We start from the raw sequence: 11,536 nt of genomic DNA, 5'->3' as shown, positions 1-11,536 counted from the left end.
ATGGGTGTCAGCGTGCTTCGGCGAGCGCCGGCGCGTGGGCCGCCGCCGCAGCCTGACCGGGCTGGCCGGTCGCCGCGGATTCGATGATGCCGCCGCCCAGACAGATCTCGCCGTCGTACAGCACGGCCGACTGGCCGGGCGTGACGGCCCACTGCGCATCGTCGAACGCGAGCGAGAAGCGCGCCTCGCCTGCCGGGCCGGCTGCCGCGGCGTCGATCGCGGCCCGACCTAGCGCGGCCCGACCTGTCGCGGCCCGACCGAATACGCACGCCGCATCGGCCTGCCGGTAGCGCGTCTTCGCGCCGCACGCGAAGCCGTCCGCCGGCGGCTCGCCGGCGACCCAGCTCACGTTGCCGGCGACGAGCTCGCGCGACAGCAGCCACGGATGATCGTGGCCCTGCACGACGTACAGCGTGTTCGACGCGATGTCCTTCGCGGCGACGAACCACGGCTCGCCGCTGCCGCTCTTGCTGCCGCCGAGCCCGATGCCCTTGCGCTGGCCGAACGTGTAGAACGCGAGGCCGATGTGCTCGCCGACCACCTTGCCGTCGGGCGTCTTCATCGGGCCGGGCTTCGTCGGAAGATAACGGTTCAGGAAATCGCGGAACGGCCGTTCGCCGATGAAGCAGATGCCGGTCGAATCCTTCTTCTTCGCATTCGGCAACCCGATCAGCGCGGCGATCTCGCGCACCTTCGTCTTCGGGATCTCGCCGAGCGGGAACATCGTCTTCGACAGCTGCGCCTGGTTCAGCCGGTGCAGGAAGTACGACTGGTCCTTCGTGTGATCGAACGCCTTCAGCAGTTCGAAACGCCCGTCGCGTTCGCGCACGCGCGCATAGTGGCCGGTCGCGATCATTTCCGCGTCGAGCGACATCGCGTGGTCGAGGAACGCCTTGAACTTGATCTCGGCGTTGCACAGCACGTCGGGGTTCGGCGTGCGGCCGGCCGAGTATTCGCGCAGGAATTCGGCGAACACGCGATCCTTGTATTCCGCCGCGAAGTTGACGGCTTCCACGTCGATGCCGATCAGGTCGGCCACCGACACGACGTCGATCCAGTCCTGGCGCGTCGAGCAGTACTCGCCGTCGTCGTCGTCTTCCCAGTTCTTCATGAACAGGCCGACCACGTCGTAGCCCTGTTCCTTCAGCAGCCACGCGGTCACCGACGAATCGACGCCGCCCGACATGCCTACCACTACACGGCGCTTGCTCATTTGCCGACCGCCTGACGTTCGAATGCCTCGGGGCGCGGGGCGACCGAGTGCGTGTGTACGAAATCGAGCGGAATGCGCCGCCCGGCGAGATAGTCGTCGACGCAGCGCATCACCGCGGGCGAACGATGGCGCTCGCTGCAGGCGCGCAGCTCGTCGGCCGTCATCCACAGCGTGCGGACGATGCCGTCGTCGAGCACGTGGCCCGCGACCGGTTCGCCGGCCGTGCCGCAGAACGTGAAGCGCAGGTAGGTCGCGCCGGCGCTGCCGGGGCGGTCGTAGTGCGCGAGATAGACGCCGACGAGTGCGTCGGGCGTGAACGGGTGCGCGGTTTCCTCCAGCGTTTCGCGGATCACCGCGTCGGCCAGCGTTTCGCCGGCTTCGAGGTGACCGGCCGGCTGGTTGATGCGCAGGCCCGTCGAGGTTTCTTCCTCGATCACGAGAAAGCGGCCGGCGCGCTCGACGAGCGCGGCGACCGTCACATGCGGGGTCCAGATTTCGGGTTTCATGGTTCGGCATTTTACCGGTTGCGCCCGAACGCTGCCGGCCGTTCCGTTAGACGAATCCGACCCTTTCGGATTCGTCGGCCCCGGCGGGACATGGCGGCGCGGATCAAACCGACGTCGCATTCGAGCACGATCGTGCGGAAAGTGCTGGCGGGGCCATCGCTTTCGGTTAAAGTGCAGCGTGAACGCCGTTGCTCGTGAGCCGGTAAGTCAGCCTGTCCGGCTCGTTGCGCAGTAAAAAGATCGCAAGAAAAGAAATACTGACAATGACTGGAGGAACTGACGATGCATATTGGAGTGCCTGCTGAAACGCGGGCCAACGAGGCGCGTGTGGCCGCGACGCCGGAAACCGTGAAGAAATACGCGGCGGCCGGCCATCGGGTCAGTATCGCGAAAGGGGCCGGCACCGCGGCCAGCTATCCCGACGAAGCCTATGCGGCCGCCGGCGCCGAATTGACCGACCAGTCGGCCGCTTTCGACGCCGACCTCGTGCTGAAGGTCCAGGCGCCCACCGACGCCGAACTGCCGTCGCTCAAGCGCGGCACCGTGCTGGTCGGCATGCTTGAGCCGTTCAATGGCGAGCAGGCGGCGAAACTCGCCGCGGCCGGCGTGACCGGCTTCGCGCTCGAGGCCGCGCCGCGCACGACGCGCGCGCAGAGTCTCGACGTGCTGTCGTCGCAGGCGAACATCGCCGGCTACAAGGCCGTGCTGGTGGCCGCGTCGCTGTATCCGCGGTTCATGCCGATGCTGATGACGGCCGCGGGTACCGTGAAGGCGGCGCGCGTGCTGATTCTCGGCGCGGGCGTCGCGGGCCTGCAGGCGATCGCGACCGCGAAGCGGCTGGGCGCCGTGATCGAGGCGTCCGACGTGCGGCCGGCCGTGAAGGAGCAGATCGAGTCGCTCGGCGCGAAATTCCTCGACGTCCCGTTCGAAACCGACGAAGAGCGCGAAGCCGCGCAGGGTGTCGGCGGCTATGCGCGCCCGATGCCGCCGTCGTGGCTCGGCCGCCAGGCCGCGCTCGTGCACGAGCGCGCGAAGCAGGCCGACATCGTGATCACCACCGCGCTGATTCCGGGGCGCCCGGCGCCGACGTTGATCTCGGTGGAGACCGTGCAGTCGATGAAGCCCGGCGCGGTGCTCGTCGATCTCGCGGCCGGCCGCGGCCCGGAATTCGACGGCCGCAAGGGCGGCAACTGCCCGCTGACCGTCGCCGACCAGGTGATCGTGCACAACGGCGTGACGATCGCCGGCTACACGAACCTCGCGTCGATGGTCGCGTCGGACGCGTCGGCGCTGTACGCGCGCAACCTGCTCGATTTCATGAAGCTGATCGTCACGAAGGAAGGCACGCTGAACATCGACCTGACCGACGACATCGTCGCCGCGACGCTGCTGTGCCGCGACGGCGAAGTCACGCGCAAATAACGGAGGAGACCATGGAAGTCATCAATCACACGGTGATCAACGTGATCATCTTCGTGCTGGCGGTGTACGTCGGCTACCACGTCGTCTGGAACGTCACGCCGGCGCTGCATACGCCGCTGATGGCCGTGACCAACGCGATCTCGGCGATCGTGATCGTCGGCGCGATGCTCGCGGCGGCGCTCACCGTCGGCGCGACCGGCAAGTTCTTCGGCACGCTCGCCGTCGCGCTCGCGGCCGTCAACGTGTTCGGCGGCTTTCTCGTGACGAGGCGCATGCTCGAGATGTTCCGCAAGAAGGAGCCCAAGCGTGTCGAGGGCGGCAAGGAGGGCGCGCGATGAGCATGAACGTCGTTACGCTGCTGTACCTTGTCGCGTCGGTGTGCTTCATCCAGGCGCTGAAGGGCCTGTCGAACCCGAAGAGCGCGCGGCGCGGCAACCTGTTCGGGATGGTCGGGATGGCCATCGCGATCCTCACGACGATCGCGCTGATCGTCAAGCAGGCCGCGTGGCTCGGCGCGAACCTGCCGCTCGGCCTCGCGCTCGTGCTCGGCGCGCTGATCGTCGGCGGCGGCGTCGGGGCATTCGTCGCCGCGCGCGTCGAGATGACGAAGATGCCGGAACTCGTCGCGGCGATGCACTCGCTGATCGGTCTCGCGGCCGTGTGCATCGCGTATGCGGTGGTGTCGGAGCCGGAAGCGTTCGGGCTCGTGCCGCAGGACGCGGTGTCGTCGAGCTTCATCCCGTACGGCAACCGCGTCGAGCTGTTCATCGGCACGTTCGTCGGCGCGATCACGTTCTCCGGTTCGGTGATCGCGTTCGGCAAGCTGTCGGGCAAGTACAAGTTCCGGCTGTTCCAGGGCGCGCCGGTCGTGTACGCGGGCCAGCACCTGATCAACCTGATGCTCGCGATCGCGATGCTCGGCTTCGGCATCCTGTTCTTCATCACGCAGGCGTGGCTGCCGTTCATCATCATGACGGCGATCGCGTTCGTGCTCGGCGTGCTGATCATCATCCCGATCGGCGGCGCGGACATGCCGGTGGTCGTGTCGATGCTGAACTCGTACTCGGGCTGGGCCGCGGCCGGCATCGGCTTCTCGCTGAACAACGCGATGCTGATCATCGCCGGTTCGCTGGTCGGCTCGTCGGGCGCGATCCTGTCGTACATCATGTGCCATGCGATGAACCGCTCGTTCTTCAACGTGATCCTCGGCGGGTTCGGCGGGGAAGCGGCGGCCGGCGGCGCGGGTGGCGCGCAGGAGCAGCGGCCGGTGAAGTCGGGTTCGGCCGACGACGCGGCGTTCATGCTCGGCAACGCGGAATCGGTCGTGATCGTGCCGGGTTACGGGCTCGCCGTCGCCCGTGCGCAGCACGCGCTGAAGGAGCTGACCGACAAGCTGGTCGAGAAGGGCATCGACGTGAAGTACGCGATCCACCCGGTCGCCGGGCGGATGCCGGGGCACATGAACGTGCTGCTCGCGGAAGCGGAGGTGCCGTACGAGATCGTGCACGAGATGGAGGACATCAACGGCGAATTCGGCCAGGTGGACGTGGTGCTCGTGCTCGGCGCGAACGACGTCGTGAACCCGGCGGCGAAGAACGATCCGAAATCGCCGATCGCGGGGATGCCGATCATCGAGGCGTACAAGGCGCGCACGGTGATCGTCAACAAGCGCTCGATGGCGGCCGGCTACGCGGGCCTCGACAACGACCTGTTCTACATGGACAAGACGATGATGGTGTTTGGCGATGCGAAGAAGGTCATCGAGGACATGGTGAAGGCCGTCGAGTGACGGCAAGGCGGCGCGCCGGCTGCATTCATGACGGAGCGAATGCGGTCGCGCGCATGCCATGACATGTGCAATGCAGGGGGCGCACGTATTGGCCCCCGCCGCGCTAGCGCGCTTTTGTCAGCCGATCGGAAAGCGCGTCGAGTTCCCGACTGTGGAAGAGGTCGATGCACTTCATCGTATTGAACGACGCTGGAATCGACCCGCTGTATTGTCGTTCGACATACCGTTGCGGGAGCGCGCGGAGCGCGTCGTAGGCCTCGATTGGCTGATCGCCGAATTCCAGATAGGCGCTTGCGGTGGCATTGGCGTCGTCACGATCGCGGGTATCGTGCGCGATCCCGGCAAGGCAAACACCGAGTGCCCAGTTCTTCAGCAACGTTTTTTGCGAATACCGTTCGACAGCATGGCGAGCATCGGGGCCGCGACCGTGGCTCGGGGTGCCGCCGTGACGGAGCCGATTGCGAGAGCCATCGCGAGCGCGAGCCGCGGGTCTTTCAGCGCAATACCCATATCGATGCGGTTTCCGGAATCCGTGTCCTGACTTCATCGACTGAAACTTTGACTCTCATGAAGGCGTGCCATCCACTGGAGAATGACGGTCTCGACATGTTGTTAATCCAATCGGAATTGACTGAGAGGCGCGAGCCGATTCCTCAAATCCTCAGGATCATGGGCGGATCGTGCCGTGAAAAAATCGACAAGCAAGCTCGATTGTGCGCAGTGTGCTGACGATCCAGAAAATGGACGTGTATGAAAAATCTCGCCGGTTTCGTTGATTGTGCGACGAACGGTTCCGTCCGACCGCTTCGTTCCAAGAAGCGGTCGGTACGGAAATTCGAATGAAAACGAGAGAGATTCGAAAGTGACGGCGCCGATTTTCCCGGCGCCGTTTTCCATCCCGCGACGGCCCGATGCGTCACTTCATCGGCGCTTCCGCGATCCGCATGTAGTCGGCGATCCGCCGGCCTTCCATGTCCGGAAACTGCTCGTGCACGGTGATGTCGCCCATCCGCGCGATGTCGAAGGTGCGGAAATCGCCGCGCAGTTCGCACCACGCGCCGATCGTCCAGCGCCCGCCCCAGTAGACGAGCCCGAGCGGCCATACGCGGCGCTGCGAATGCGCGCCGAGCCGGTCGCGATAGGCGAAGCTGACGATGTGGCGCGTGTCGATCGCCTGGTGGATCGCGTCGACCTTCGCGCAAAACGTCTCGTCGATGTGGAACGACGGCGCGAACACGGGCAGGCGGTCGAGCGCCGTGCGCTTGTCGGCCGGCATCGCCGACGCGATCTTCGCGAGCGCCGAGCGCGCGCCGCTCGCGAAGCGCGCACCGCCCCAGGTTTCGAGCATCCGCGCGCCCGTGGCGAGCGCCGCCAGCTCCTCGGCCGTGAACGTGAGCGGCGGCAGGCTCGCGTTGCGGTTCAGCCGGTAACCGATGCCGGCTTCGCCTTCGATCGGCACCCCTGACAGTTGCAGGTCGCGCACGTCGCGATAGACCGTGCGCGGCGACACCGACAGCCAGTCGGCCAGTTGCTGCGCGGTCGTGAGACGACGCCCGCGCAACAGCTCGGCGATCTGGAACAGACGGTCGGCACGGCGGGTCATGACGGCACCTCGATTCCTCTGGCTACGGGGACTTCGCGATGATAGCGCCGCGCCGGCCCGCTGACCGCTGCGCTCAGTGGCATTTCGGCGCGTGCAGGCCGACGCGGTTGCCTTCCGTGTCGATCAGGTAGCCGACGTAGCCGTAGTTGTTCGGCAGCTCGACGACCGAGCCCTGCACGACGCCGCCCGCGCGCTTCGCGCGTTCGAGCGCGGCGACGACCGATTCGCCGGCGTTCAGGTAGACGAGCACGCCGTTCGCGCTCGGCTTCATCTGCTGCGGATCGAACACGATGCTGCCGCCCGTGCTCGACGCTTCGTGATCGAACATCGCCATCGGCACGCCGCCGATGACCTCGCGCTGCAACGTGGTTTGCAGCACGGTTTCGTAGAAGCGGATCGCACGGTCGAAATCGAGGGACGGAATGTCGAACCACGCGATCGCGCGTTCCAGGGTTGCGGTTGCAGTTGCGGACGTCATGACGAGCTCCTTGTTGTTCGGGTTGTTCTGGACGGAAACCAGCCTTGCATTGCGCCGGGATTGCAGTGTGAGCGGGGGCTCCTGACAGCGTGCTGTCAGTAGTGATGGCGGTGCTGACAAAAGGGCCCCGTCGACCGCATCGGCGGCGTGCGCCCGGGCGGCGGCGCGTACGGGGCCGGGCGGGCGGAGCGGGCGCGGCCCCGCTTGCATCGGTGCCGCGCAAAACAAAACGCCCGGCGGATGCCGGGCGTCATCGGAGTGTCAGCAGGCGGCAGCGGCCGCCGCGACGTTCGCGCGAGTTCGGCGCGTCAGGGTCAGGCGTCGCCTTCCTGTGCGGCCGGGCGCGCCTTCACGCTGCCTGCGATCAGGTCGAAGCGGAACAGCCGGCATTCGAGCGCGCCGTTGAACAGCGGCGTCTTGGCCGATTCGCGCAGCCGCAACTGGCCCGGCAGCGAACGGTCGGACGTCAGCAGGAACGCCTGCCAGCCCGTGAAGCGCTGCTTCAGCGCATCGCCGAGCGCGTTGAAGAACTCGCTGTCCGGCGCGTCGGTGTGCGTGCGGCGGAACGCGTCGTCGTTGCCGCGGTTGCGGCCGGTCTCGCGCACCTCGCCGCGCGCGCTGCGGCCGCGCACTTCGATCCGCTCGCCGTACGGCGGGTTCGCGAGAAGGATGCCCGGCCCGTCGCACGGCGGCGTCATCCCGCGCGCGTCGACCTGCTTGAGCCACACCGACGGCACGCCCGCGCGCTCGAGGTTCGCGCGTGCCTTCTCGAGCATGTCGCCGGAGATGTCGCTGCCGTACACGCCGAGCGCTTCGCCGCGCTGGGCCCGCGCCGCGCGCTTCGCGTCGAGCGCCGGGACCTTCAGCCCCTGCCACGCGGTGATGTCGTACTGCTTGAGCTTTTCGAAGCCGAACCGGCGCTCGACGCCCGGCGCCACGCCGAGCGCGATCTGCGCGGCTTCCGCGAGGAACGTGCCGCTGCCGCACATCGGGTCGTACAGCGCGGTGCCGGGCTTCCAGCCCGTCAGCCGCAGGATGCCGGCCGCGAGGTTCTCGCGCAGCGGCGCCGCGCCCTTGTCGAGGCGCCAGCCGCGCTTGAAGAGCGGCTCGCCCGACGTGTCGAGGTACAGCGTGCATTCGCCCGCGGTCAGGAACGCGAACACGCGCACGTCCGGCGCACCGGTGTCGATGCTCGGGCGCGAGCCGGTTTTCTCGCGCATCCGGTCGCAGATCGCGTCCTTCACGCGCAGTGTCGTGAATTCGAGGCTTTTCAGCGGCGACTTGATCGCGGTGATGTCGATGCGCAGTGTCTGCGTCGACGCGAACCAGCGTTCCCACGGCTGCTCGAGCGCGAGCGCGTAGACGTCCTGCTCGTTGCGGTACGGGCCGTGCGCGATCTTCAGCAGGATCCGGCTCGCGATCCGCGAATGGAGGTTGGCGGCCATGCCGGCGGCCCAGCCGCCGCTGAAATGGACGCCGCCCGGCACCTGCGCGCCCGCGGTGAACGGCGCGCCGTTCAGGTAGCGGCCGGCGATTTCGGCCAGCTCGGCGGCAAGCGCCGCTTCGAGGCCGCGCGGGCAGGGGGCGAAGAATTCGAACAGGGTGGGCGAGGACATAAGGCGGGTGAGGACGTGCAAAAGTCCACTATTGTACGCGGCGCGGGCGACCGGGGCCGGCGTTTCGGCGCGGCGGCGCCGGCGCAACCGCCGTTCGCGCGCGCCGGCAGGGGCGGCGAGGCAGGGAGGCCGGCCGGGCGCCGCCGCCTCGCCGCCGGTCAGTGCGCGCCCGGCTGGCCGACGCGCGTGCTCGGATTGCCGGCCGGCCAGAACAGCGCCAGCGGATTCGACAGCATCGTGCGGACGATCGCCGCGACGAGCGCGCGCACCTTGGTCGGGCGCAGGCTGCGCGAGCGCACGGCCATCGTGAACGCGAGCGCGAAGCTCACGAGCACGTTGAGGATCGCCATGCTGAGCACGCCGGCGGCGGCCCACCACAGCTCGGGCGTGCCGAGCGCACCCTTGCCCAGTACGCCGAGCGCGACGCCGATCGAGCCGGCCGACAGCGTCACGTGCCGCACCTCGAACGGGAACATGAACACGGTGACGATCGCCGGAACGAGGCCGAGCATCAGGCCGAGACCGACGTTCGCGACCACGCCGGCGACGTTCGACCGGCAGAAGTGCGCGAGCTTCGCGGCGCCGGCCGCGCCGAGCGTGAGGCGCAGCCGGCGGTTGTACGTGAGCGCGTCGCCGACCCGGTGCAGCACGAACCAGTTGTCGGCCCAGCCCGCGAGCAGGCTCGACGCCCACAGCAGCACGCCCGTCAGCGCCGCGTAGAACGGCGTCGGGCCCAGCAGCGAGAACGAATGCAGCGTCGCGTGCGCCTTCTCCGGCGAAATCACGTTCGTGTGCAGCACGTTGGCCGCGAACAGCTGCACGAGCAGGCACACGGGCAGCACGACGAGCACGTTGCCGGAAATCGCGGCCGCCTGCGTGCGGATCAGCGCGATCACCGATGTGACGAACGCCTTCACGCCTTCGTCGTGGCCGGTGTCGTCGAGCTCGCGCGCGAGCGTCGGCGCGGTCATCGCGGGCTGCTTGGTCGCGAGCGTGAAGTGCAGGAAGTGCATCAGCATGAAGCTGGCCGCGTAGTTGATGCCGGCGAGCAGCCCTTCGAGCATCGACTGCAGGTGCGCGCCGGTGATCGCGAACTTCACGCATACCGTCGCGACGGTGACGAGGCCGCCGCCCGCGGCCATCCGCAGCATCTTCAGGTACTCGGCGCGGCCGCGCGAGATGTAGTGTTCGCCGGTGTCCGCGTTGGTCTCGACGAGCTTGCGCGCGAACAGCGAGAAGTTGCTGCGCACGAGGTGCGCGACGCTCTGGCTGTTCTGGTTCGCGTCGACGAGCTCCGCCGTCAGGTGCGCCATTCCGTGCAGGTCGTCGCGCGCCATCCACGCGTTGAGCAGCGTTTCCGCGCGCAGGATGCGCATGCGCATCCGCTCGACCTGGAACACGATGTCGACCGACACGCCGTTGCGGTACAGGTGCGCGAACACGTCGTCGACGGCGATCCGGCATTCGTCGAGCAGCACGCGCAGGTAGTTCACCTCGTGCAGCAGCTTGCTCGGGTCGCCGCCGTCCTCGACGGCCGCATGCGCGGTCTCGACCGCGAGCATCGCGCGCGTCAGGCGGTAGAACGGCTGCGATTCGAGCGGCTGGCGTTCCAGCGGCTTGCGCGCGTCGTCGTCGGACAGCCGGCTGCGCACCGTCTGCGACAGGCCCGTCGAGCTGATCTGGCAGGTCAGGTTGTGCAGCGCGGCCAGCAAGTCGCGCGAGAACGAGCCGGGCTCGTGGCGCTCTTCGTCGGTGACGTCGAACGACAGCAGTTGGGCGAGGCGCGCGAGCAGGTCGTCGGGCAGCGCGTCGATCCATTTCGCGTCCTCGGGCGCGGGGAACATCAGCGTGAACAGCGCCGACAGCTCGCGGCGGTTCGGCGCGGGCGGGATCAGCGACGAGTCGATCCGCTCGAACAGCGCGCCGAAGAAGCCCGAATGCACGGGCATGCCGGCGTCGCACAGCAGCGAGATGCCGTCGCACTCGCGCAGGATGCCGCGCAGGATGCGCGCGGCGTGCGCTTTCCACGCGGGGTTGCGATCGAGCACATGGAACAGGTAGCGCAGCCGCGCATGGGCCGGATACGCGCGCGTGTCGGCGTCGCGCGCGGCCGGCGCGTCCTGCACCGTACCGTTGCGGCGCAGCCAGTGCGCGAGCTCGATCAGCCATTCGCTGCGCTCGGCGTACGACGCGTCGGCGTCGGCGTGCGCGAGCAGCGCATCGAGCTGGTGACCGGCATTGCGCGACGCGCGCCACTTCTTGATCAGGGTCGTCAGGGAACGAAACATAAACGGAATAGCGAAAGCCCGGGACGGGCGGGTTCGGGATGCCGGCCGGGAAAACGGCGCGGCGCCGGTGAGCACGGGTGAGACGGGGCCGGTGGCCGGACGACGCGCGGCGACCCGCGATGCGGCTGCCCCGCCGCGGTGCACGCGATTCGCGTGCGGGCGCCGGGAGGCACGGCGGTCGGGCTGAACGCGGCCCGGCGCCGCTGGCTGGCGCGCACGACGAACGGCGCAAGCCTGAAAGTGCGTAGGATCGTCAATCGGGCCGGAAAACGCAAGCCGACCGCTTGGCATGGCGCGGGTTCCGCCGGCTTTGACAAAGAATGTAAATGGCCGTCCGGCCGTGGGGCGCGGTAAGCGAGGGCGGCTGCGGCGGCATGCTGCCGGCGTTCGGCTTTCGGCGCGTGCGACCGGACGCGCCGCGCCGTTCGACACCGCGCACGCGAACGCCGCGCCGTGTCGAACGTTCGCGCCCGTGCCGCCTGCGTTCGCTTATGCGCCCGACTTGCCCGCCGCGCCGGCGTCGCCGCCGGACGTCGGGTTGGCCGGGCACGGCACGACCGGCGCCGCGGCCGTCTTGCCGCCGGCAGCCGGCGCGGCCGCCGCGGCGCCGCGGGCGGCCAT

General features: G+C 68.3%; 11 protein-coding genes. 3 read left to right on the top strand and 8 right to left on the bottom strand.

Annotated features, from left to right (window positions below; translation table 11 throughout):
• Positions 1-7: 7 nt before the first annotated feature.
• Complete coding sequence (mnmA, locus tag LGM42_RS22765; RefSeq protein ID WP_226233255.1) at positions 8-1,213, bottom strand: tRNA 2-thiouridine(34) synthase MnmA; 1,206 nt, start codon at positions 1,211-1,213, stop codon at positions 8-10.
• The gene (locus LGM42_RS22760) at positions 1,210-1,719 is read right to left on the bottom strand and encodes an NUDIX hydrolase (protein ID WP_059501004.1); all 510 of its coding nucleotides are present in this window, start codon (positions 1,717-1,719) and stop codon (positions 1,210-1,212) included. The genes mnmA and LGM42_RS22760 overlap by 4 nt, the downstream gene beginning before the upstream one ends.
• Positions 1,720-2,001: 282 nt before the next feature.
• Here LGM42_RS22760 and LGM42_RS22755 point away from each other — a divergent pair, with 282 nt between their 5' ends.
• From LGM42_RS22755 to LGM42_RS22745, 3 genes are read left to right on the top strand one after another with little or no spacing between them, the layout of a single operon-like run.
• On the top strand, positions 2,002-3,141 hold the full coding sequence (locus LGM42_RS22755; protein ID WP_059581130.1) for a Re/Si-specific NAD(P)(+) transhydrogenase subunit alpha: 1,140 nt from the start codon (positions 2,002-2,004) through the stop codon (positions 3,139-3,141).
• An 11-nt stretch (positions 3,142-3,152) separates the two neighbouring features.
• The gene (locus LGM42_RS22750; RefSeq protein WP_006476884.1) at positions 3,153-3,479 is read left to right on the top strand and encodes an NAD(P) transhydrogenase subunit alpha; all 327 of its coding nucleotides are present in this window, start codon (positions 3,153-3,155) and stop codon (positions 3,477-3,479) included.
• Complete coding sequence (locus LGM42_RS22745; protein WP_059581136.1) at positions 3,476-4,930, top strand: NAD(P)(+) transhydrogenase (Re/Si-specific) subunit beta; 1,455 nt, start codon at positions 3,476-3,478, stop codon at positions 4,928-4,930. The genes LGM42_RS22750 and LGM42_RS22745 overlap by 4 nt, the downstream gene beginning before the upstream one ends.
• 103 nt (positions 4,931-5,033) lie before the next feature.
• Here LGM42_RS22745 and LGM42_RS22740 read toward each other — a convergent pair whose 3' ends face one another.
• The 6 genes from LGM42_RS22740 to LGM42_RS22715 form a co-directional block, all read right to left on the bottom strand.
• On the bottom strand, positions 5,034-5,306 hold the full coding sequence (locus tag LGM42_RS22740; RefSeq protein ID WP_226233254.1) for a T6SS amidase immunity protein Tai4 family protein: 273 nt from the start codon (positions 5,304-5,306) through the stop codon (positions 5,034-5,036).
• Positions 5,300-5,440: a hypothetical protein gene (locus LGM42_RS22735; RefSeq protein WP_226233253.1), complete on the bottom strand. Its 141-nt coding sequence runs from the start codon at positions 5,438-5,440 to the stop codon at positions 5,300-5,302. The genes LGM42_RS22740 and LGM42_RS22735 overlap by 7 nt, the downstream gene beginning before the upstream one ends.
• A gap of 406 nt (positions 5,441-5,846) precedes the next feature.
• Complete coding sequence (locus LGM42_RS22730; RefSeq protein ID WP_059581139.1) at positions 5,847-6,533, bottom strand: helix-turn-helix transcriptional regulator; 687 nt, start codon at positions 6,531-6,533, stop codon at positions 5,847-5,849.
• A 73-nt stretch (positions 6,534-6,606) separates the two neighbouring features.
• Positions 6,607-7,011, bottom strand: coding sequence for a VOC family protein (locus LGM42_RS22725; RefSeq protein WP_059581142.1), 405 nt, complete (start codon positions 7,009-7,011; stop codon positions 6,607-6,609).
• Between the two features lie 314 nt (positions 7,012-7,325).
• Positions 7,326-8,627: a THUMP domain-containing class I SAM-dependent RNA methyltransferase gene (locus LGM42_RS22720; RefSeq protein WP_226233252.1), complete on the bottom strand. Its 1,302-nt coding sequence runs from the start codon at positions 8,625-8,627 to the stop codon at positions 7,326-7,328.
• Between the two features lie 158 nt (positions 8,628-8,785).
• Entirely contained in the window at positions 8,786-10,915 is a 2,130-nt protein-coding gene (locus LGM42_RS22715) for a site-specific recombinase (protein WP_226233251.1), read from the bottom strand.
• Between the last annotated feature and the right edge of the window lie 621 nt (positions 10,916-11,536).

This window comes from Burkholderia sp. AU39826, assembly GCF_020419965.1.
In the GTDB taxonomy this organism is placed as follows: domain Bacteria; phylum Pseudomonadota; class Gammaproteobacteria; order Burkholderiales; family Burkholderiaceae; genus Burkholderia; species Burkholderia semiarida.
This window is presented reverse-complemented; position numbering and strand designations above follow the sequence as displayed.

What these genes read in the sequence shown, in the direction of transcription:
- LGM42_RS22720 (WP_226233252.1), bottom strand. Translation starts at nt 8,627, where the DNA reads ATGTCCTCGCCCACCCTGTTCGAATTCTTCGCCCCCTGCCCGCGCGGC.
- LGM42_RS22750 (WP_006476884.1), top strand. Translation starts at nt 3,153, where the DNA reads ATGGAAGTCATCAATCACACGGTGATCAACGTGATCATCTTCGTGCTG.
- LGM42_RS22715 (WP_226233251.1), bottom strand. Translation starts at nt 10,915, where the DNA reads ATGTTTCGTTCCCTGACGACCCTGATCAAGAAGTGGCGCGCGTCGCGC.
- LGM42_RS22760 (WP_059501004.1), bottom strand. Translation starts at nt 1,719, where the DNA reads ATGAAACCCGAAATCTGGACCCCGCATGTGACGGTCGCCGCGCTCGTC.
- LGM42_RS22725 (WP_059581142.1), bottom strand. Translation starts at nt 7,011, where the DNA reads ATGACGTCCGCAACTGCAACCGCAACCCTGGAACGCGCGATCGCGTGG.
- LGM42_RS22755 (WP_059581130.1), top strand. Translation starts at nt 2,002, where the DNA reads ATGCATATTGGAGTGCCTGCTGAAACGCGGGCCAACGAGGCGCGTGTG.
- LGM42_RS22735 (WP_226233253.1), bottom strand. Translation starts at nt 5,440, where the DNA reads ATGGGTATTGCGCTGAAAGACCCGCGGCTCGCGCTCGCGATGGCTCTC.
- LGM42_RS22730 (WP_059581139.1), bottom strand. Translation starts at nt 6,533, where the DNA reads ATGACCCGCCGTGCCGACCGTCTGTTCCAGATCGCCGAGCTGTTGCGC.
- mnmA (WP_226233255.1), bottom strand. Translation starts at nt 1,213, where the DNA reads ATGAGCAAGCGCCGTGTAGTGGTAGGCATGTCGGGCGGCGTCGATTCG.
- LGM42_RS22745 (WP_059581136.1), top strand. Translation starts at nt 3,476, where the DNA reads ATGAGCATGAACGTCGTTACGCTGCTGTACCTTGTCGCGTCGGTGTGC.